Source organism: Microbacterium sp. E-13, assembly GCF_049912955.1.
Taxonomy (GTDB): Bacteria; Actinomycetota; Actinomycetes; order Actinomycetales; family Microbacteriaceae; genus Microbacterium.
In genome coordinates, this window is record NZ_CP183973.1 from 1,286,352 (window position 1) to 1,306,965 (window position 20,614).

Sequence of the window (20,614 nt, forward strand, 5' to 3'; positions counted from 1 at the left end):
GAGAGCTAGATCGCTTGCCGTTGCTCGAGCAGCGGGCACGCGAAGGGGTCGCGTTCGCCGAGCCCGACCCTGTTGATGTAGCGGACGACGATTCCGTAGGACTGCCAGAGGCCCGTCTCGGTGTACTGCACGCCGTGCTCCGCGCAGAACTCGCGGATCATCCCCGACGCCTGCCGAAGGTGCGGCCGGGGCATCGACGGGAACAGGTGATGCTCGATCTGGTAGTTGAGTCCTCCCATAACCGTGTCCAGCAGCCGGCTCCCGCGGACGTTGCGGCTCATGAGCACCTGGCGGCGGAGGAAGTCGACCTTCGCCTCGGCCGGGACGAGCGGCATCCCCTTGTGATTGGGGGCGAACGACATTCCCATGTAGACGCCGAACAGGCCGAGCTGCACGGCGAGGAAGGGGAACGCGATCCCCGGGGACAGCACGAGGAAGACGAGCACGATGTACCCGATGATCCGCACCGCGAGGAAGGCGATCTCGACCGGACGGCGTCGAAGCTGCTCGCGCGAGAAGACCCGCCGCACGCTCGATGCGTGGAGCGAAAGCCCCTCGAGCAGCAGGATCGGGAAGAACAGCACGCCCTGGTGTGCGATCAGCCAGCGCAGCGGCCCGCTGCGACTCGCGCGCCGGCGGTCCGCCTGCTCGGGGGTGAACGAGATGACCGGGAGCTCGATATCCGGATCGCTGCCCACCTTGTTCGGGTTGGCGTGATGCCGCGTGTGCTTGTGCTGCCACCAGCCGTAGCTCATGCCCACGAGAAGGTTCCCCACGACGAGGCTGGTCCAGTCGTTCCACCGGCCGGAGCGGAAGATCTGGCGATGCGCGGCGTCGTGTCCGAGCATCGCGACCTGCGTGAGCAGGACGGAGAGCACGCCCGCGGTGACCAGCTGCCACCAGGTGTCACCGAGGAGCACGAAGACGACGAGGACGCCGGCGAGCGCGATCGGTGCGGCGATGAGCTTGGTCCAGTAGTAGCCGTAGCGCCGGCGCATGAGGCCGCTCCCGGTCACCATCTGCGACAGATCGGTGTAGAGATTCGGCGCCTTCGGCGTCGTGGATCGCACGCCTGCGGCGCGTGACCCGGAATCGGTGATGGCCATCGTCTGCTCCTGTCAGTCGGAGCGCACTCCGTGCGCCAATGACAGGGTCCGGGCCATCTGGTCTCAGGGTACTCCCGATATCGCGCGCGGGTCCTTCCATGCAGGAAACACGAAGGCGCCTTCGAACGGGATCTCGGGCTAGGGAACCAGGTGCGCGAGGAGCTCGTCGACCTCGATCGAGCAGACCCCGATGCGCGCGTCTCCGATGCCGATCGGGACCCAGATCACGTCATCCACGATGAGCCCGCCGCAGGAGTACACGACGTTCGGCACGTAGCCGTCGCGACGGTCGCCGACCGGCTGCAGGATCGGAATCGACGTGCGCCCGAGGACGATCGTCGGGTCATCGAGATCGAGGAGCATCGCGCCGAGTGAGTATATGCGCATCGGGCCCACACCGTGAACGAGCACGATCCAGCCGTGCGGCGTCTCCAGGGGCGGCCCGCAGTTGCCGGTGTGGACGATCTCCCAGCCCTCCGCCGGGGCGTGGATGATTCCCGCCCGGCTCCAGATCACGCCGTCGGAGGACTCCGCCAGCGAGATGTCCTCGCCCCCGGTTCGGCTGAGCGCGAGATACCTCCCGCCCACGGGGCGGGGGAACAGCGCCATCCCCTTGTCCTGAGCGGCGTCGCCGGTCAGACGATGGATGTCGAACGTGCGCAGATCCGACGTGATGATGAGGCGCGGCGCGATGTCGCGGCCGTCGTAGGCGGTGTAGGTTCCGCGGTAGTGAGTGGCTCCGGCGAGGTCGGTGAATCGCACGAATCGCGCGTCCTCCATCCCGTTGCGTTCCTCTGCCGCCACCGGAGTGAGCACACGCTGGCTGAGGGCGGTCTCCGGGGAGAACTCGGCGCGGTAGACGGAGTTCGTCAGCTCGCGCAGCGCCTCGATATGCCGTGCGCTGTCCGCGCGCCGCGCGAGGGCGGTCGGCAGGCCCGCCACGGACGCCTCGACGTCCGACGCGGTGAACCGCTCGGGGAGTCCCTGCAGCACGCTGTGCGAGATCTCGTTGACGATCCCCTCCTCCTCGATGGCAGCGCGGAAGTGGGCGATGCTCCAGTCGCCTTCGTCGATCCGGGCACGCGACAGCGGAAGCATCCGCTCCACGAACCTCCAATGGCGACCCGGGCCGATGATCGCCTCGGCGAATTCGATGGAGGAGCGGTGCCCCTCACCGATGGGGCGGAGGGCGAGGGCCACGCGTCGCTCGCCGGGCGCCAATCCGGTCTGGTCGGGATGCTCGACCGCGCTGGGGTTGCACAGGGCCGCCCCTTCGACGGCGTACTCCGCGGTGAAGCTCGCGCCGATCACGAGACGGCGCGCGAGGCTGATGTCGACGGGTTCGACCAGACGAGAGCTCACGACGGCGGCGTTCTCCAGGAAGAGGGCGCGGACGTCGGGATGCCGCGCACCGAAGTCCCGGAGGAGTCCGGCCGCGAGCGTCTCGGTCTGATCTGCGGGCATCGCCATGACGCGCGCGATGATCTCGCCCGCGCGCGAATGATCGCCGGCCCATTCCTCACCCGGCAGGAACAACTGGGTGATCACGCGATCGGGCTGCGCTGTCAACTGCGCCGTGTGCATGCGGGCAGGGCTGGGCGCCGTCAGGGCACGGTGCCGGCGAGCCTGCTGATAGGTGCTCAGGGCGGCGAGGGTCGATTCGGCGCCACGGTTCTCGTTCCTCCCGTCGCGTTCGAGCCCGTCGAAGCCGGCGCCGGTCCGGTCGTCGAACATGACCGTGCCGCTGTCGTTGAGGCCGGTGAACCAGCTCCAGGCGCGCGCGATCGGGGGCAGCCACACCGGGTCGCCGGTGACCGCGTATGCCGTGGCGCACGCGTCGGCCAGGGCGGCGAGCTCCAGCGGCTGCTGGTCGAACGACGGCCCCTTCTCGCCGGGTCCACGCCCCGCCGTCCCCGTCACGGAGAATCGCTCGTCGGATGTCTCCACCGAGAGGAGGAAGTCGAGCATCCGCAGACCCCGGGCCGTGGCATCCGCGTCATCGAGAGCATTCCCGGCGGCGATCAGCGCTTCCGCGAGGGAAGCGTTCCCGTAGGCGAGGCGAGGTTCGGGCCACTGCCACTCCCCGTCCGGCAGTGCCGGCATCGCTGCGATGTACTCCCGCAGGAGCGTCCGGGCGATGTGGTCGTCCCCGCGCACGCGGACGATCGCGGCCGCACCGAGGGCCGCGAAGGCGAGGGTCCGCAGGCTCGTCGACCGCTCACGGGCCGCGATGCGGAAGGTCCGCACCGCTCGGGCGCGGGTCCACGGGTCGCCGTGCTGGCCGGCGATCGTGCCGAGCGCCCACAGCAGCCGCCCCCACCAGTCGCCCATGGCCGGGTCGTCGGACCACGCTCCGTCGACGCCCATCCGATTGTGCGCGAGCCCGTCTCCGCGGACCGCCGACTCGAGGAAGCGCAGGTAGATCGCGGCCATCTTCCGCAGCTCGACGGTCTGCTGCCCCTCGCGCGTGACCACGATCAGCGCGCGCGCCACGTCGTCGACGCAGTACCCGTGCTCGCGGCGGGGCGCGTCGAGCAGAGCGTGCTCGAAGACGCCGTTGTGATCCGTCAGCGCCCTCAGGTGCTCGTACGGGGGAGAGGCCTTCATCATGCCGCCCGCCCGGCGGCGAGCCGCGCCGTGACTGCGCGGTAGCGGTCGGCGACGGCGGACCACGTCGTCTCGTTCGTCTCGCGGAGCGCGGCTTCGCGCATGCGATCGGCGACGGACGTGCCGGTGATGATCTCGCGGAGCGCCCGCGCGGTTGCGTCGGGGTTCTTGTGCGGGACGACGGTCCCGGCTCCGCTCGACAGCAACTCGACCGCGTGGGGGAATGCCGTGGCGACGACGGGAACGCCGGCTGCCACCGCCTCGGCGAGGACGCCCGAGGTCGCCTGGTCGACCGAGTCGTACGGCAGGAGCACGACATCCGCCGACGCGATGAGCTCCGCGAGCTCTGGCGCGTCGAGGTAGCGGCCGTCGATCTGCACGGACGACCCGACGCCGAGGTCATCGGCGAGGCCCGCGAGCATGGTGCGGTAGCTTTCCCCCGCATGGGCGAGCACCTTGGGGTGCGTCTGCCCGGCGACGACGTACTCGACATCGGGCGTGAGGTCGGTGAGCTGCGCCATGGCGCGGATGCCCCACTCGATGCCCTTGCCGGGTGACAGGAGGCCCCACGTGACGACCCGGCGGCCGGTGTGCGGCTTCGGACCGCGGAGGGCGACGTGCTGCACGCCGTGCGGGACGACGTGAACCCGGGCGAGATCGACCGAGTAGATCGCGGCGAGATTGTCGCGGGCGCGGGTCGTCATCACGACGACCACGGCCGCGCGCCGGCACACCTCGATGAGCACCTCGCGCTGGTGCGGCGTCGGTGTCACGAGCACGGTGTGGAGCACGACGATCGCCGGGACGGTGAGCGCGGCGAGCACGTCGAGAACCTGGTCTCCGTCGGGTCCGCCGTAGATCCCGTACTCGTGCTGCACGATCGCGACATCGCAGGAGTTCAGAGCCAGGGTCGCGCGCAGGGTGCTGAGGCTGTCGCCGGCGATCAGCTCGGTGCGCACGCGGCTGCGTACACGGGGATCGTGGGGCCCGCGCTCCTCGGGCTCATCGAGCACCCGCACGATGGTGCCCTCGTCGTGGGGGCGGACGAGCGCGTCGGAGAGGGACTGGGTGAAGGTGGCCAGCCCGCAGCGGGTCGGCGGAAAAGTGCTGAGGAATCCGTAGTGGGTCACGACGGCGCTTTCTGATGGTGCCCGTGCGGACTCGCTCCGGGCCATGGCGAGACGTCTGCCGGCGGCATCCCTCGTGGAACCGCGCCTTCGTCGCCGTGGTCCGGTCCACGCCCGGGTTCGAGAACCGGACGCTGTGGTTGCACGGTACCCGTCCGACCTGGGCGTCGTCCCAGGATCAGCGAGCGAGCACGGCCTCGTAGACGCGTACGTACTCGTCGACCATCCGCTCCACGCCGAATCGTTCGACGGCGCGATCGTGGACACGACGGCGATTCAGCGCCACCACGCGCGGGAGTGTCGAGACCGCCTCCTGGATCGAGGCCACAGTGCTGCCGGTCACGCCCTCGTCGACGACTTCGGCCATCGAGCCCCGGCGGTACGCCAGAGCCGGTGTGCCGCACATCATCGACTCGGCGACCGAGAGCCCGAAAGGCTCGTCGAAGCCGATCGGATGCAGTAGCGCGACGGCATGACCGAGGACGCGCGCGCGGTCCTCCGCACCCACGGCGCCGAGGAACACGACGCGCTCGCCGTCGATGCGGGGCTCGACTTCATCGTGGAAATAGGCGGCGTCCTGGATGGGGCCGCAGATCACCAGGCGGCGGCCAGCCCGGCGCGCGATCTCGATCGCCGCCGCGGTGCCCTTGTCGGGGTGGATGCGCCCGAACGAGACCAGATAGTCGTCCGGCTCGGGCGCATAGGGGAGCTCCGCTGGATCGATGCCGTGGTGAATCGTCGCGATGTAGTCGAGACCGGGGGAGCGGTCGGCGTCGGAGATGGAGACGAACGCGGAATCCGAGGCGAGGTACGCGGGCAGGATAGCTGGACCCGAGAAGCCGTGGACGGTCGTGACCATCGGTGCGGCGCAGTGAGCGGTGAAGGCGAGGGGGAGCCAGTCCAGCTGGTTGTGCACGAGATCGTATTCGCCCGCCCGCTCCAGGGCGTGCGCGACGTGGAGCGCCTCCCACACGCGGCCGTCCATCGTCGCGTCTTCCGCATAGCCGTGCGGCGCGACGGCATCCAGCTCGGCACCGGTGATCGAGTCGCCGGTCGCGAACAGCGTCACCTCCACCCCGCGGCGAACCAGCCCCTCGGTTAGCAGGCTCGTCACGCGCTCCCACGGTCCATAGCCGATCGGTGGCGTCCGCCAGGCGATGGGACCGAGCATCGCGATCTTCACCTGAGCGCTCGCTGGTTCGCCGGGGGTGCCGGCACATAAGTGCCGTTCGTCTGTGCCTGTGCGCTCATGATCGGACGTTACGCCCCCATCCTGTACGGTTCACAGCGCGGGTCGGCTCGCGCGCTCTCCGCCGGGCTCCGCGAGTACCCCGGGCTTCTCGCGCTACGGCCCCACGCGCAACCGCCGCATGGGACGATGAGGCATGGAACAGTCATCACGCGCCCGATCGTGCGCCGTGGGAGATCTCGACGACCTCGACATCAACCACCGCGTGTCGTTCGCACGTCCTCCGAACCACGGCAGTTCACGACCTCGTGTGAGCGGTCGTCTCAAGCGCATCCGCGGCGTGGATTACCTGATCGGCAACGTGCGTCGCCCAGGCATCGAACTCGTGATCGCTTTTCCGCGGCAGCTCGGCGGCGAGCTCGTGGACGTGTTCGGTCCGCTGCCCATGACATATCTGATCGAGGTAGGGCAGCCGATGCAGGACCTTCGGAACCCGTTCGCGTACTGAACGGCATCCTGCGGAGCTTGCTCGTACCAACGTCGTGATCCTGAAGGGCCTTGATCGTCAGCGGTGTGCCGCCGGCCGTGGATGGGCCGACCGGCGCCCCTTCCGGAGCGCGCGAACTCGCGCCCTCACGTGGCTTGGACCGCAGGTCGAATTCGTTCGATTTCGGCGGTGCCTGCCGAAATCACGATGCCTCTGCCCCCGAGTTCGTCCAGGAGATGGCAGACACCATCCGGAAGCAGATGCTGCTGTCGAAGCGCGGCGCAACTGGGCAGCGCTGACAAGGAAATCGCGCCCGGCGCACGAAGGCGCGGGCGCGACTGACACTGAAACCTTGGAAGACCTACTCGAACCGACGGACTTGGACCTTGTTTCGAGTAAGCGTTCTATGGTGCCCCCGACAGGAATCGAACCTGCGACCTTTGGTACCGGAAACCAACGCTCTATCCCCTGAGCTACGGAGGCGTGCCGATCGAGATTACCATCCCGGGCCGGCTCTCCCCGCCACGTCAGGGGGCCGGGGGAGTGTCGTGGTGAGGAGCGTCGGCCGCAATGGCGGGCTGCTGCTCCAAGCGCTCGATCGCCGCTGCGACGCGCTCCGCGAGGTACGCGTGGCCCTCGGTGGAGGGATGGTCGCGGCCGATCGGACCGGTGTCGATGACGTCGAGGTAATTCGCGTCGGTGATCCAGTCCTCGGCGATCGGCGAGATGTACCACCAGCCGCGCGCTCCCGCCAGCTCGCTGAGTTCGGCGTCGATCTTGCGCGTCGCGCTCTCGACCGGGAGCACCTGCGGCGAGGGACCGAGGATCACGATCTCGGCCTCGGGGTAGCGTGCCGCGAGTGCGTCCCACGCCGCGGTCACGGCATCCCGGTATCCGTGGGGGTAGAGCCGGCGGTCGTTGATCGAGCCCTCGACGATGATGAGGTCGGGGTCGAGCGCGGGGTCGAGCGCGTCGATGCGCTCGCCGTAGGCCGGCCCGTCGAGGCCGGGCTTCAGGTACCCGCTGCCGCGGACGCCGTTCACGACCGTCTCGACGCCGAGCTTGTCGGCCAGCACGTAGGCGAACCCGAGAGTCGGCACGGTCGCGGCTGAGCCGTAGACCCACGAGTCCCCGAAGACCAGTACGCGCGCTCCGTCGGGCAGTGCCAGGGGAGCGGGCGGGACGGATGCCGCCACCGCCGCCTTCCCTTCTGCGACGGCCGCAGGAGCCACCGGTTCGGGCGCGCCCCAGGGGCGAAGGACCGCGACCGCGCACACGGCTGCGACGGCGAGCAGGGCGCCCAGGAAGGGGAGCCACAGCCGCCGTACGCGAGAGCGGCCGGGCGCGAGCATGTGAAGAGGGTAAGTCATCGGGAGGAGCGCTTCTGACACCGGCCGTCGCCGGGCGAAAAGACCCGGCAGATCCTGAGGTTCGCAAGCGCTTGCAGCACTCTCACGGCGCGCGCGGGGCGGGCGCGCGCGAAGCGGCTTTCGCGGCATGCGAGGATACTTCGGTGCAACGCGTCGTGACGGCTGAGATGGACCTCGAACTGGGGGCATCCGTCGACCTCATCTTCCAGATCGCGGCCGCCCAGGCGGCCCCGATCTCGAGTGAGCAGCTCACGTTCACGCAGGGCGATCGCGTCTATACGCCGACCGAGATCGTGGACCAGTCCGGTACCCGCCTGCACCGGCTCACCGGCGAGCCCGGCCTTCTCGAGATCCGGTACGAGGCGACCGTCGACGGGCAGTCGGCGCACCGCGGCACGAGCGATCTCGAGGCCATCACCTACCTGCGTCCGAGTCGCTACGCGCAGTCCGACGAGGTGTTCCAGCAGGCCCGTCGCCAGTTCAAGGGTCTGTCGGGACACGATCTCATCGCCGGGGTGTCGGAGTTCGTCGCGTCGAGCACCACCTACACGCCGGGTCTCAGCCAGGGAACCGACAGCGCCGTCACCACCCTCATGACCGGCCAGGGCGTGTGCCGGGACTACGCACACGTCGTCATCGCGCTTCTGCGCGCGATGGACATGCCCGCGCGCTACGCCGCGTGCTACGCGCCGGGCCTTCGCCCGATGGACTTCCATGCGGTCGCCGAGGCGTACCTCGACGGCGCGTGGTACGTCATCGACGCGACCCGCCTGGCGAACCGTCGCTCGCTGGTGCGCATCGCGACCGGCCGCGATGCCGCGGACTGTGCGTTCCTCAGCTACCACGGCGGCTACGTCGGCCTCAAGCACCTTCGCGTCGACGCATGGGTCCTTCCCGAGGGGCCGGCCCTCGACGGGCTCGGCGCCCTTCCCGGCGCCGTGCCCCTGGGGCGGTCAGCGAGCGAGCGCGCAGGAGACGAAGTGTCCGATCCGGCCGCCGACGACTTCGGCGCCCTCGTGCAGATCTCCTGAGCGGCCCGGCAGCGGAGCGGGCGGGACCGTACGCCCAGGACCCGGCGAATAGACTGGGCCGGTTATGAATCCCGATGCCCTCTCCGCCGCCCTGCTCGCCGTCGTCGTCCCGCTCGCGGAGGCGCGGCGTCCCGGAGCTGCCGAGGGACTGACCGCCGCCGACCTTCCGCTCGAGCGTCCGAAGAACCGCGACCACGGCGACTGGGCGTCCAACGCCGCCCTCAAGCTCGCCAAGGCGGTCGGCGCGAACCCGCGCGAGTTCGCCGCCGACATCGCGGCAGGTCTCGCCGAGGTCGACGGCGTCGCGGGCGTCGAGGTGGCCGGTCCCGGGTTCATCAACATCCGATTGGATGCCGCTGCCGCCGGTCAGCTCGCCAAGGCCATCGTGGAAGCGGGGGCGGCGTTCGGCACGAACGACTCGCAGCGAGGGAACACCATCAATCTCGAGTTCGTGAGCGCCAACCCCACCGGCCCGATGCACATCGGCCACACCCGGTGGGCTGCGCTCGGCGACTCGATGGCGCGCCTGCTGCTCGCGAGCGGCGCGACGCTCGTCCGGGAGTTCTACGTCAACGACGCCGGCGCGCAGATGGAGCGCTTCGGACGCTCGGTGCTCGCCGCGGCCAAGGGCGAGCCCACTCCCGAGGACGGTTACCCGGGCTCGTACATCGACGACCTGGCGCAGCGCGTCCTCATCGCCGTGCCCGAACTGCTGTCGCTCGCCGAGGACGAGCAACTCCTCGTCGCGCGGGATCGGGCGTACGAGCTCCAGCTCGGCGACCTGCAGGTCTCGCTCGAGAAGTTCAACGTGCACTTCGACGTTTTCTTCAGCGAGCGCACGCTGCACGCGAAGGGCCCGGACGGTGCTCCGAGCCTCGTCGACGAGGCCGTGGACCGCCTCCGCGAGCAGGGGCACGTCTTCGACTCCGATGGCGCCGTGTGGGTGCGCACGACCGACTTCGGCGACGACAAGGATCGCGTCATCCGCCGCTCCAACGGCGAGTACACTTACTTCGCCGCGGATGCCGCCTACTACCTCAACAAGGGCGATCGCGGCTTCGCGCACAAGATCTACCTGCTCGGCGCCGACCACCACGGGTACGTGCACCGCCTGAAGGCCCTCGCGGGGGCGGCCGGCGACGACCCCGAGAAGGACATCGAGGTGCTCATCGGGCAGCTCGTGTCGGTCAACGGCGCGCGGCTGTCCAAGCGCGCGGGCAACATCATCGAGCTCGACGATCTGCGGGACTGGCTCGGCACCGACGCGCTGCGCTACTCGCTCGCGCGGTACCCGGCCGACTCGCCGCTGACGCTCGACCCCGAGATCCTCCGCAAGCGCACCAACGACAACCCCGTCTTCTACGTGCAGTACGCGCACGCCCGCACCCACAACGTGGCCCGCAATGCCGAGGCGTCGGGTGTCGACCGCTCGGAGTTCGCCCCCGAGCTGCTCACGCACGAGACCGAGTCGGCACTGCTGGGCGCGCTGCAGGAGTTCCCGCGCATCGTCGGGTTCGCCGCCGAGGTGCGCGAGCCGCACCGGGTCGCGCGATACCTCGAGGAGCTCGCGGGCCTCTACCACCGCTGGTACGACAACTGCCGTGTGATCCCGCTGGGCGACGAGCCGGTCGAGGCGGTGCATCGCACGCGCCGGTGGCTGAACGACGCCACGGGCCAGGTGCTGCGAAACGGCCTCGACCTGCTCGGCGTCAGCGCACCGGAACGGATGTAGCCATGGCACGAGGCGACACGCAGCCGACGGTTCCGCTCCCCGAGGGCCTGGAGCCGGCAGCCGCGCGGTCGCCGCGCCGGCACGTGTGGCCCTGGGTCGTCGGCTTCGTGATCGTCGCGGTGCTCGCGGTCGCCGCATGGTTCGCCGCCGAGGCGATCGCACGCCAGGTGGTGACCGGGATCGTGCAGGACCAGGTGCGCACCCAGCTGTCGCTGCCCGCCGATCAGCAGATCGACGTCGAGATCGACGGGGCGGTCCTCCCGCAGCTCATCTCCGGCTCGCTGACGCGGCTGACCATCTCCTCCGACGATGTGACGGTCGGGGGTGAGGGATCCGACGCCCAGGTCACGGGTGACATGTCGGTCGTCGCTCACGGCGTGGCGGTGAGCGACGGCGCGATCGAGAACGCCGACGCGACCCTCGTCCTCGACGAGCAGCAGCTTCGCGACCTGATGTCGAACGTCGAGAGCTTCCCGGCCGAGAGCCTCGGCCTGCAAGCGCCGAATGTCACGATGTCGGTGGATCTGACGCTGCTGGGCGCGACGGTCCCGGTCGCGGCGGCCCTCACGCCCTCGGCCGCGGAGGGCGACCTGGTGCTCACCCCCGCCTCCCTCCGGCTCGGCGACGCCGAGGTGTCGGCGGCGCAGCTGCAGAAGACGTTCGGCCGTCTGGCCACGGGGGTGCTGCGAGACTGGGACGTCTGCATCGCTCAGTACCTGCCGGCGGGTGTCACCCTCACCGGCGTGGAGGTGACGGGCGAGCAGCTCGTCGCCGACTTCGCGGTCGACGGCGCCATCGCCACCGACCCGTCCTTGCAGGAGAACGGCGTCTGCGCCTGAGATTCCGCCCTGCGTCACACGGATGGGGTGCCGCATGCCGCGTGCCCTAGACTTCTAGCACTGCCAGGCGCGTGACCCCTCCGGCCCGGCACAGCCGCACCCGAAGTCCCGGACGGCCAGCGCCGCAGCTCCCACCGATTGGTCCACCGTGTCCGCCGACCCGCATTCCCGTTCCGTCGCTCCCGCGTGGCTGGAACGCCCCGCCGACGCGAACGCTCTGGCTCCGGCAGTCTGGCCCGCGGCCGCGGCGCGCGACGATTCCGGCGTGCTCGAGCTCGGCGGCATCCCTGTCACGGCCCTCAGAGAGCGGTTCGGCACGCCCCTGTACGTGATCGACGAAGACGAGGTGCGGGGCACCGCCCGACGTACCCTCGACGCCTTCCGCGCGGCGGCCGCACGGCATGGAGCACAGGCACGGGTGTACTACGCCGGCAAGGCGTTCCTCACCACCGAGGTCGTGCGCTGGGTGACCGAGGAGGGGCTCGCCGTCGACGTGTGCACGGGCGGGGAGCTGGCCGTCGCGCTCGCCGCCGGCGCCGACCCGGCGAGGCTCGGCTTCCACGGCAACAACAAGTCGGCTGCCGAGCTGGAGCGTGCCGTCGAGGCGGGCATCGGCTCGATCGTGATCGACAGTCTCATCGAGATCGAGCGCCTCGCGGCGATCGTCGAGCGTCGCGGCGCGACCCAGGCGGTGCTGCTGCGGGTCAACAGCGGCGTCCACGCCGAGACGCACGACTTCCTCGCCACGGCCCATGAAGACCAGAAGTTCGGGTTCACGCTGGAGGATGCTCCGGCCGCGGTCGCCCGCATCCGCGAGCTGTCGGGTCTGACGTTCGTGGGCCTGCACTGCCACATCGGTTCGCAGATCTTCGGCACGGCCGGCTTCGAGGAGTCGGCCGCCCGCATCGTGGAGCTTCACGCCGAGCTGCGCGAGGGAGGCGAACTGCCGGTGCTGAACCTCGGCGGCGGCTTCGGCATCGCCTACACCTCGGTCGACGACCCGACGCCGATCGAGGCGCTCGCCCTGGGAATCGCCGACGCCGTGGCACGGCAGTGCGAGGTGCGCGGCATCCCTGTTCCGAACCTGGCGTTCGAACCCGGGCGCGCCATCGTCGGCCGCGCCGGCGTGACGCTGTACGAGGTCGGCACCACCAAGCCCGTCGCGCTCGAGAGCGGCGACGCCCGACTGTACGTCAGCGTCGACGGCGGAATGAGCGACAACGCGCGTCCCGCTCTGTACGGCGCTCAGTTCTCGGCACGCATCGCGTCGCGCTCGAGCGACGCCGCGCCGGCCCTCGTCCGCGTGGTGGGCAAGCACTGCGAGTCGGGCGACGTCGTGGTCGACGCCGAGTACCTGCCCGGGGACGTCTCACCCGGCGACCTGCTCGCCGTACCGGCCACCGGCGCCTACTGCTTCTCGCTCGCGAGCAACTACAACTACGTCCCCCGTCCGCCCGTCGTGGCGCTGCGCGGGGGAGAGGCGCGCGTCATCGTGCGCGGCGAGACGATCGACGATCTCCTCGCCCGCGACGCGGGCCTCGCAACCGCCGTGTTCGAACGCGGGCGTCCCTCCGAGGGCGCTCCGACGGAAGGGAGACAGCGCATGCCTGTACCGAGTGGACGGAACGAGACGAAGTGACCGACTACCGCCGCCTCCGCGTCGCGCTCCTGGGAGCCGGCGCCGTCGGCTCGCAGGTGGCCTCGCTGCTGCGTCAGCACGCCGACGAGCTCGCGGACCGGGCGGGCGCGCGACTGGAGCTGGTCGGCATCGCGGTGCGCGACGTCGACGCCAAGCGTGATGCCGACCTTCCGAAGGAGCTCTTCACGACGGACGCGGAGTCGCTCATCATCGGCTCCGACATCGTCATCGAGCTCATGGGCGGCATCGAGCCGGCGCGGGCCTACCTCCTGCAGGCGATCAACTCGGGCGCCGATGTCGTGACCGCGAACAAGGCGCTGCTGGCGACCCACGGCCCTGAGATCTTCGACGCGGCCGATCAGGTCGGCGCGGAGGTGTACTACGAGGCGGCCGCGGCCGGCGCCATCCCGATCATCCGCCCGCTGCGCGACTCACTCGCCGGCGACCGCGTGCAGCGCATCATGGGCATCGTCAACGGCACGACCAACTACATCCTCGACCGCATGGATGGCGAGGGCGCGGAGTTCGCCGATGTGCTCGCCGACGCGCAGCGGCTGGGCTACGCGGAGGCCGACCCGACGGCCGACGTCGAGGGCTATGACGCCGCACAGAAGGCCGCGATCCTCGCGAGCCTCGCATTCCACACGACCGTGCCGCTGGACGCCGTGCACCGCGAGGGCATCACGTCGATCGACAAGTCGATGATGGATGCCGCGCGCCACGCCGGCTATGTCATCAAGCTGCTGGCGGTGTGCGAGCGCCTCACCGACGGGTCCGGCGAGTCGATCTCGGTGCGCGTCTACCCGGCGCTCATCGACCGCGCGCACCCGCTCGCGAGCGTGCACGGCGCCAACAACGCCGTGTTCGTGCAGGCCGAGGCGGCCGGCAACCTGATGTTCTACGGTGCAGGGGCCGGCGGCGTGCAGACGGCGTCGGCCGTGCTCGGCGACGTCGTGTCGGCGGCGCGCCGTCACATCGCGGGCGGCGTCGGCGTCGGCGAGTCCACCCTCGCGAACCTTCCGATCGTCCCGGTCGGACGAGTGACCACGAGCTACCAGATCACCCTCGAGGTCGACGACCAGCCGGGCGTGCTGGCGACGGTCGCGGGCATCCTGAGCGACGGCCGCGTGTCCATCGCGACCGTCGAGCAGACCGTCGTCGCCTCGGGCGACGACGGCAGCGGCGTGGCGCGACTGGTGATCGGAACGCACAAGGCGTTGGAGCAGGACCTCAGCGAGACGGTCGACCGTCTCGCCGCGAGCGGCGTCGTGGAGCGCGTCGTCTCGGTGCTGCGGGTCGAAGGCAACTGAAGGCTTCTGAAGGAGAACTGACATGGCACATGTTTGGCGCGGAGTCCTCCGCGAGTACGCAGATCGTCTGGGCGTCACGGACGCCTCCACGGTCGTCACCCTCGGCGAGGGCGGCACCCCCCTCCTGCCCGCACCGGCGCTGTCGCGCCGCACCGGCACGGACGTCTGGGTGAAGTTCGAGGGCATGAACCCCACGGGCTCGTTCAAGGACCGCGGCATGACCGTCGCGGTGTCGCGCGCCATCGAGCACGGTGCAAAGGCCGTCATCTGCGCATCGACGGGCAACACGTCGGCGTCGGCCGCCGCCTACGCCGCACACGCCGGCATCACCGCCGCGGTGCTCGTACCCGAGGGCAAGATCGCGATGGGCAAGCTCAGCCAGGCCGTCGCGCACAACGGCCGCCTCATCCAGATCCGCGGCAACTTCGACGACTGCCTCGAGATCGCCCGCGAGCTCGCGGACAACTACCCGGTGCACCTGGTCAACTCGGTCAATCCCGACCGCATCGACGGCCAGAAGACGGCGGCGTACGAGATCGTCGAGCAGCTGGGCGACGCGCCCGACTTCCACTTCATCCCCGTGGGCAACGCCGGCAACTACACCGCCTACACCCGCGGATACACCGAAGAGGCCGCGGCCGGCGTCTCGACCCGGGTGCCCCGCATGTTCGGCTTCCAGGCCGAGGGCTCCGCGCCGCTCGTGCGCGGCGAGGTCGTCAAGAACCCCGAGACGGTTGCCAGCGCCATCCGCATCGGCAACCCGGCCTCGTGGGAGCTCGCCCTCGAGGCGCGCGCGGCGACCGACGGCTGGTTCGGCGCGATCGACGACGACCGTATCCTGGCCGCCCAGAAGCTGCTCGCGGGCGAGGTGGGCGTCTTCGTCGAGCCGGCGTCGGCGATCAGTGTGGCCGGTCTCCTCGACCGCGTGGAAGCGGGCGTCGTGCCGCAGGGTGCGCGCGTGGTCCTGACCGTCACCGGCCACGGCCTCAAGGACCCCCACTGGGCGCTCCGCAACGCCGACGGCTCCGAGGTCGAGCCGACGGTCGTCGACGCGACCACGTCGGAGGTGGCATCCGTCCTCGACCTCGCCCCCGCGGCGGCGACGGCGTGAACGCAGCCGTCGTGCCCGCGCCCGGCCGTCGCGTCGTGGTGCGGGTTCCGGCGACGAGCGCGAACCTCGGGCCGGGGTTCGACACCCTCGGGCTCGCGCTGAGCGTGTACGACGAGCTGGAAGTCACGGCGCTGCCCGAGGGGGAGCTGGAGATCGAGGTCGAGGGCGCCGGCGCGGCAGACGTACCCCGTGACGCGTCGCACCTGGTCGTTCGCGCCATCGCGTACGCCTACGAGTCGGTGGGTCGGCGGATGCCGGGACTCAGGCTCATCGCGAGGAATGTGATCCCGCACGGCCGGGGGCTCGGTTCGTCGGGTGCGGCGGTCGTCTCGGGGCTCCTCGCGGCCAAGGGGCTCCTGGAGGGCGACGTCGAGTTCGGACCCGACGCCCTGCTCGGGCTGGCGACCGAGCTCGAGGGGCACCCCGACAACGTCGCGCCCGCCCTGTTCGGCGGCCTGACGATCGCCTGGGTCGACGAGGACGGCCCCCAGCACAAGAAGCTGCTGGTGCACCGTGGTGTGTCGCCGCTGGTCTTCGTTCCGGCCTTCACGATGTCGACCAAGCTCGCGCGCAGCCTGCAGCCGCTTCACGTGCCTCGTGAGGACGCCGTGTTCAACGTCTCGAGGTCTGCGCTGCTGATCGCCGCTCTCACCCAGAGCCCCGAGCTGCTGCAGGCCGCCACCGAAGACAAGCTGCACCAGAACTACCGCGCGAGCGCCATGCCCGAGACCGACGCCCTGGTCCGCGCCCTGCGCGCGGCCGGTTTCGCGGCCGTCGTGTCGGGGGCGGGTCCCAGCGTGCTCGTGCTCGCCGACGGCCCGGGACGACGCCTCGAGGCCGCGGCTCTCGCGGCGTCGACGACCGACACCCCGTGGGAGGCCCTCATGCTCGCCGTCGACTTCAAGGGTGGTACAGTGAGGGAGCACGCGGAGGGTTCCACGTAATACGTGAATCTGGCCTCCGTCGCAATTCTGCGAAACCACCGCACGGCATTCTGACTCCTGCCGACGTCCGCTGAGCACCTCGCGGTCCCTCACCCCGTCGGCGGGTGATTCGACAGGCGTGACAACTGATCGAAGAGGCAGACGCCACCCGAAGTGCTGTGCGGTCGTGCACAACCATTCGTATTTCACAAGGGAGAACTCGTGGAGTCCATCTCCGAGATCCATTCTGACGTTCCTGCCGACGAGCGCGCGGAAGCGCCCGACGGCCTCTCGAACGCCGAGACCGTCGACGCGCAGGCCGAGACCACCGCCGAGGAGGCCGTGATCGAGGCCGTCGTCGCCGAGGAAGTCGCCGAACAGGCCGTGGTCGAGGCTGAGGCAGCCGACGCGATCGCCGACGAGGCGGTCATCGAGGCCGTCGAGGCTGAAGAGGTCGCCGAAGCGGCGGTCGCCGAGGCCATCGTCGCCGAGGAATCCGGCGATCAGGCCGCCGCAGAGGCGGCCGAGGCGGTCGCGGAGGAGGCGGTCGCCGAGGCGATCATCGCCGACGCGGTGGCCGAAGAGGCCGTGGCCGAGGCCGCCGTTGCCGACGCCGTGGCAGAGGAGGCGGTCGCCGACGCGATCGTCGCCGAGGTCGTGGCTGAAGAGATCGTCGCCGAGGCCGCCGCCGGGGCGCCGGCCGACGAGGCGCCCGCCGCACCCGTGAAGGCACCGCGCAAGCGCGCTCCGCGCCGGGCCAAGAGCACCGACGTACCGCCCGCCGAGGCTGCCGCCGACGCTGCCGCCGACGCTGCCGCCGAGACGCCGGCCGAGGCTCCGCAGGCGGACGCTCCGCAGGCGGAGGCCCCGCAGGCACAGGACGGCGAGCCGGCCGCGGACGCGGCATCCGTCCCCGCCGAGGTCCCGGGCGGCACTGCCGCCGAGACGACGGCCGAAGCGAGCGAAGGCGCCGAGCAGGCGGCTGATGGCGAGGGCGCCGAAGTGCCGTCACGCGGCCGCAGCCGCAGCCGCAGCCGCAGCCGCAACCGCAACCAGAACGCGCAGGGCGGCCAGACCGCGCAGGCCCCGGGCGACAAGGCCGACAAGCCTCAGAGCGCGCAGCCCGTCGCCGAGCCCGTCAAGGCGGAGTCGGCCGAGGACGAGCAGCAGCAGGTGGGGGGCCGTGGCCGTCAGCGCAACAAGCGCCGTGGGACGCAGGCCACCGGTGGCGACGAGTTCGAGACCGAGATCGGCGAGGACGACGTCCTCATCCCGATCGCGGGCATCCTCGACGTGCTCGACAACTACGCGTTCGTGCGCACTTCCGGGTACCTCCCCGGTCCGAGCGATGTCTACGTCTCGCTCGGCCAGGTCAAGAAGTACAACCTGCGCAAGGGCGACGCCGTCGTCGGCGCCATCAAGCAGCCCCGCGAGGGCGAGCAGTCCAGCCGCCAGAAGTACAACGCGCTCGTGAAGGTCGACGCCGTGAACGGCCTGTCGGTCGACGACGCCGCGACGCGCGTCGAGTTCGGCAAGCTCACGCCGCTCTACCCGCAGGAGCGCCTGCGTCTCGAGACGGCGCCCGAGAAGCTGACGCAGCGCATCATCGACCTGGTCGCTCCCATCGGCAAGGGCCAGCGCGGCCTCATCGTCGCGCCCCCGAAGGCGGGAAAGACGATCGTGCTGCAGCAGATCGCCAACGCCATCGCGATCAACAATCCCGAGGTTCACCTCATGGTCGTGCTCGTCGACGAGCGCCCCGAAGAGGTCACCGACATGCAGCGCACGGTGAAGGGCGAGGTCATCGCCTCGACCTTCGATCGTCCCGCCGAGGACCACACCACCGTCGCCGAGCTCGCCATCGAGCGTGCGAAGCGCCTCGTGGAACTCGGTCGCGACGTCGTCGTGCTGCTCGACTCGATCACTCGCCTCGGACGCGCCTACAACATCTCGGCGCCGACCTCGGGCCGCGTGCTGACGGGTGGCGTCGACGCGTCGGCGCTGTACCCGCCCAAGCGCTTCTTCGGCGCCGCGCGCAACATCGAGAACGGCGGGTCCCTCACGATCCTCGCGACGGCCCTCGTCGAGACCGGCTCCAAGATGGACGACGTCATCTTCGAGGAGTTCAAGGGCACCGGCAACAGCGAGCTGCGCCTGAACCGCCAGCTCGCCGACAAGCGCATCTTCCCGGCGGTCGACGTCAACGCGTCGTCCACGCGTCGCGAAGAGATGCTGCTGTCGCCCGATGAGGTGAAGATCACCTGGAAGCTCCGCCGCGCGCTGGCCGGTCTCGAGCCCCAGCAGGCCCTCGAGGTCGTGCTCGGAAAGCTCAAGGAGACGCAGTCGAACGTCGAGTTCCTGGTGCAGATGCAGAAGTCGATCCCGGCGCCGGCCAACGGACACGGCGGCGGCCGCAGCCACGATCACGACAACAGCATCCGCTGACCCGTGCCCGAACCCGCGATGTTCGATTCCGTCCGGGGGCTGATCGACGAGCACCGCGCGGTGCAGGAGGAGCTCTCCGACCCCGCGGTGCACGCCGATGCGGCGCGCGCCAAGCGAGTGAACCGGCGCTACGCCGAGCTGTCGCGCATCGTCAAAGCCCACGAGGACTGGGTGGCGGCATCCGATGATCTGGATGCCGCCCGGGAACTCGCCCGTGAGGACGAGGCGTTCGCCGATGAGGTACCCGCGCTCGAGGCGAAGCTCGCCGAGACGCAGGAGAAACTTCGGCGCCTGCTGATCCCGCGCGACCCCGACGACGCGCGCGATGTGATCATGGAGATCAAGCAGGGCGAAGGCGGCGCCGAGTCGGCGCTCTTCGCGGCGGACCTCCTGCGCATGTACCTGCAGTACGCGGCGTCGAAGGGCTGGAAGACCGAGCTTCTCGAGCGCAACGAGTCCGACCTCGGCGGCTACAAGGACGTGCAGGTGGCGATCAAGGGGTCGTCGTCCGATCCGGCGCAGGGCGTGTGGGCGCACCTCAAGTACGAAGGCGGCGTGCACCGGGTGCAGCGCGTGCCGGCGACCGAGTCGCAGGGGCGCATCCACACCTCGACGACCGGCGTGCTGGTGTTCCCCGAGGTCGACGAGCCCGAAGAGATCCACATCGACCAGAACGACCTGAAGATCGACGTCTTCCGATCGTCGGGGCCCGGCGGGCAGTCCGTGAACACGACGGACTCCGCGGTGCGCATCACGCACGTGCCCACCGGCATCGTCGTCTCGATGCAGAACGAGAAGTCGCAGTTGCAGAACCGCGAGGCCGGCATGCGCGTGCTCCGTGCGCGCCTGCTCGCCCGGCAGCAGGAAGAGCTCGAGGCGGCAGCATCCGATGCCCGCAGGTCTCAGATCCGCGGCATGGACCGTTCCGAGCGCATCCGCACGTACAACTTCCCCGAGAACCGCATCGCCGACCACCGCACCGGCTACAAGGCCTACAACCTCGATCAGGTGATGGACGGTGCGCTCGAGCCGATCATCGAGTCCGCGATCCAGGCCGACGAAGAGGCCCGGCTCGCCGCCCTCGGCGGCGACGACGCCTGACCTCGCCCCGCCGACGCTTCGCGCTGTCGAAACCTGCTTTCGCGCTGTGATCGAGCGGCCGCGTATGCGGGTTCCGGCCGCGCGTGCATGTCCCCGGCGGGGAAGCAGGGCAGGGGACGGATGCCGCGCCGCTAGGCTTCGATCGTGCTGACGTTGCTGATCCGCGCCGTGATCTTCCTCGCTTCGGCCGCACTGGGTCTCGTCGTGGCCGACCTCGTGCTGGACGGGTTCTTCCTGCACTGGAACGACTGGTGGGGGATCCTGGTCGCCGTCGTCATCTTCGCGGTGCTGCAGAGCATCCTTGCGCCATGGCTGCTGAGGATCACGCGTCGGCACGCCCACGCACTCCTCGGCGGCGTCGGACTGCTGTCGACCTTCGTCGCACTGCTCATCGCGGTGCTTATCCCGGCCGCGGGCATCGGCATCGACGGCCCGGTCGCGTGGATCGTCGGCACCGTCATCGTCTGGCTCGTCACCGCGCTCGCGACATGGCTGCTGCCGCCCCTGTTCATCAAGGACAGGGCGGAGGACCGCCAGCGCCGCTGATCCCGGGCGCCGGACCCTGCCGCGACGTCGGAGGCACCTGGCACAATGGCC

16 protein-coding genes and 1 tRNA gene are annotated in these 20,614 nt (G+C 70.3%); 11 read left to right on the top strand and 6 right to left on the bottom strand.

What is annotated here, in order from left to right; all coding sequences use genetic code 11:
* Window positions 1-5 precede the first annotated feature (5 nt).
* From ACN9MP_RS05785 to ACN9MP_RS05800, 4 genes are all read right to left on the bottom strand, one after another.
* A complete protein-coding gene (locus ACN9MP_RS05785; RefSeq protein WP_426324413.1) occupies window positions 6-1,106 on the bottom strand; it encodes a fatty acid desaturase family protein in 1,101 nt (366 codons plus the stop codon).
* A gap of 138 nt (window positions 1,107-1,244) precedes the next feature.
* On the bottom strand, window positions 1,245-3,716 hold the full coding sequence (locus ACN9MP_RS05790) for a hypothetical protein (RefSeq protein ID WP_426324415.1): 2,472 nt from the start codon (window positions 3,714-3,716) through the stop codon (window positions 1,245-1,247).
* Window positions 3,713-4,843, bottom strand: coding sequence for a glycosyltransferase (locus tag ACN9MP_RS05795; protein ID WP_426324417.1), 1,131 nt, complete (start codon window positions 4,841-4,843; stop codon window positions 3,713-3,715). Before ACN9MP_RS05795 ends, ACN9MP_RS05790 begins: the two co-directional genes overlap by 4 nt.
* A 175-nt stretch (window positions 4,844-5,018) precedes the next feature.
* Window positions 5,019-6,011: a glycosyltransferase family 4 protein gene (locus ACN9MP_RS05800; protein WP_426324419.1), complete on the bottom strand. Its 993-nt coding sequence runs from the start codon at window positions 6,009-6,011 to the stop codon at window positions 5,019-5,021.
* A gap of 214 nt (window positions 6,012-6,225) precedes the next feature.
* Between ACN9MP_RS05800 and ACN9MP_RS05805 the strand changes: the two genes are divergently transcribed.
* The gene (locus tag ACN9MP_RS05805; RefSeq protein ID WP_426324421.1) at window positions 6,226-6,537 is read left to right on the top strand and encodes a hypothetical protein; all 312 of its coding nucleotides are present in this window, start codon (window positions 6,226-6,228) and stop codon (window positions 6,535-6,537) included.
* Between the two features lie 386 nt (window positions 6,538-6,923).
* On the opposite strand, the gene ACN9MP_RS05810 is transcribed toward ACN9MP_RS05805, so the two are convergent.
* Together ACN9MP_RS05810 and ACN9MP_RS05815 are read right to left on the bottom strand one after the other, a co-directional pair.
* Window positions 6,924-6,999, bottom strand: a tRNA-Arg gene (locus ACN9MP_RS05810).
* A 44-nt stretch (window positions 7,000-7,043) separates the two neighbouring features.
* Complete coding sequence (locus ACN9MP_RS05815) at window positions 7,044-7,868, bottom strand: SGNH/GDSL hydrolase family protein (protein WP_426324423.1); 825 nt, start codon at window positions 7,866-7,868, stop codon at window positions 7,044-7,046.
* A gap of 161 nt (window positions 7,869-8,029) precedes the next feature.
* Here ACN9MP_RS05815 and ACN9MP_RS05820 point away from each other — a divergent pair, with 161 nt between their 5' ends.
* The 10 genes from ACN9MP_RS05820 to ACN9MP_RS05865 all read left to right on the top strand — a co-directional run bounded on the left by ACN9MP_RS05820 (window position 8,030) and on the right by ACN9MP_RS05865 (window position 20,563).
* Window positions 8,030-8,917, top strand: coding sequence for a transglutaminase-like domain-containing protein (locus ACN9MP_RS05820; protein ID WP_426324425.1), 888 nt, complete (start codon window positions 8,030-8,032; stop codon window positions 8,915-8,917).
* Between the two features lie 64 nt (window positions 8,918-8,981).
* Window positions 8,982-10,649, top strand: a complete 1,668-nt coding sequence (gene argS, locus ACN9MP_RS05825) for an arginine--tRNA ligase (protein ID WP_426324427.1) — start codon at window positions 8,982-8,984, stop codon at window positions 10,647-10,649.
* A gap of 2 nt (window positions 10,650-10,651) precedes the next feature.
* A complete protein-coding gene (locus ACN9MP_RS05830) occupies window positions 10,652-11,488 on the top strand; it encodes a DUF2993 domain-containing protein (protein ID WP_426324429.1) in 837 nt (278 codons plus the stop codon).
* 148 nt (window positions 11,489-11,636) lie between these two features.
* A complete protein-coding gene (lysA, locus tag ACN9MP_RS05835) occupies window positions 11,637-13,127 on the top strand; it encodes a diaminopimelate decarboxylase (protein ID WP_426324431.1) in 1,491 nt (496 codons plus the stop codon).
* Window positions 13,124-14,437, top strand: a complete 1,314-nt coding sequence (locus tag ACN9MP_RS05840; RefSeq protein ID WP_426324433.1) for a homoserine dehydrogenase — start codon at window positions 13,124-13,126, stop codon at window positions 14,435-14,437. The genes lysA and ACN9MP_RS05840 overlap by 4 nt, the downstream gene beginning before the upstream one ends.
* Window positions 14,438-14,459: 22 nt before the next feature.
* The gene (gene thrC, locus ACN9MP_RS05845; protein ID WP_426324435.1) at window positions 14,460-15,548 is read left to right on the top strand and encodes a threonine synthase; all 1,089 of its coding nucleotides are present in this window, start codon (window positions 14,460-14,462) and stop codon (window positions 15,546-15,548) included.
* Window positions 15,545-16,492, top strand: coding sequence for a homoserine kinase (gene thrB / locus ACN9MP_RS05850; protein WP_426324437.1), 948 nt, complete (start codon window positions 15,545-15,547; stop codon window positions 16,490-16,492). The genes thrC and thrB overlap by 4 nt, the downstream gene beginning before the upstream one ends.
* Window positions 16,493-16,693: 201 nt before the next feature.
* The gene (rho, locus tag ACN9MP_RS05855) at window positions 16,694-18,916 is read left to right on the top strand and encodes a transcription termination factor Rho (RefSeq protein ID WP_426324439.1); all 2,223 of its coding nucleotides are present in this window, start codon (window positions 16,694-16,696) and stop codon (window positions 18,914-18,916) included.
* An 18-nt stretch (window positions 18,917-18,934) separates the two neighbouring features.
* Entirely contained in the window at window positions 18,935-20,017 is a 1,083-nt protein-coding gene (prfA, locus tag ACN9MP_RS05860; RefSeq protein ID WP_426325934.1) for a peptide chain release factor 1, read from the top strand.
* A 144-nt stretch (window positions 20,018-20,161) separates the two neighbouring features.
* A complete protein-coding gene (locus tag ACN9MP_RS05865; RefSeq protein WP_426324441.1) occupies window positions 20,162-20,563 on the top strand; it encodes a hypothetical protein in 402 nt (133 codons plus the stop codon).
* The last annotated feature ends 51 nt before the right edge of the window (window positions 20,564-20,614 follow it).

What these genes read in the sequence shown, in the direction of transcription:
- ACN9MP_RS05785 (WP_426324413.1), bottom strand. Translation starts at nt 1,106, where the DNA reads ATGGCCATCACCGATTCCGGGTCACGCGCCGCAGGCGTGCGATCCACG.
- ACN9MP_RS05790 (WP_426324415.1), bottom strand. Translation starts at nt 3,716, where the DNA reads ATGATGAAGGCCTCTCCCCCGTACGAGCACCTGAGGGCGCTGACGGAT.
- ACN9MP_RS05800 (WP_426324419.1), bottom strand. Translation starts at nt 6,011, where the DNA reads ATGCTCGGTCCCATCGCCTGGCGGACGCCACCGATCGGCTATGGACCG.
- ACN9MP_RS05805 (WP_426324421.1), top strand. Translation starts at nt 6,226, where the DNA reads ATGGAACAGTCATCACGCGCCCGATCGTGCGCCGTGGGAGATCTCGAC.
- ACN9MP_RS05815 (WP_426324423.1), bottom strand. Translation starts at nt 7,868, where the DNA reads ATGCTCGCGCCCGGCCGCTCTCGCGTACGGCGGCTGTGGCTCCCCTTC.
- argS (WP_426324427.1), top strand. Translation starts at nt 8,982, where the DNA reads ATGAATCCCGATGCCCTCTCCGCCGCCCTGCTCGCCGTCGTCGTCCCG.
- ACN9MP_RS05830 (WP_426324429.1), top strand. Translation starts at nt 10,652, where the DNA reads ATGGCACGAGGCGACACGCAGCCGACGGTTCCGCTCCCCGAGGGCCTG.
- thrC (WP_426324435.1), top strand. Translation starts at nt 14,460, where the DNA reads ATGGCACATGTTTGGCGCGGAGTCCTCCGCGAGTACGCAGATCGTCTG.
- prfA (WP_426325934.1), top strand. Translation starts at nt 18,935, where the DNA reads ATGTTCGATTCCGTCCGGGGGCTGATCGACGAGCACCGCGCGGTGCAG.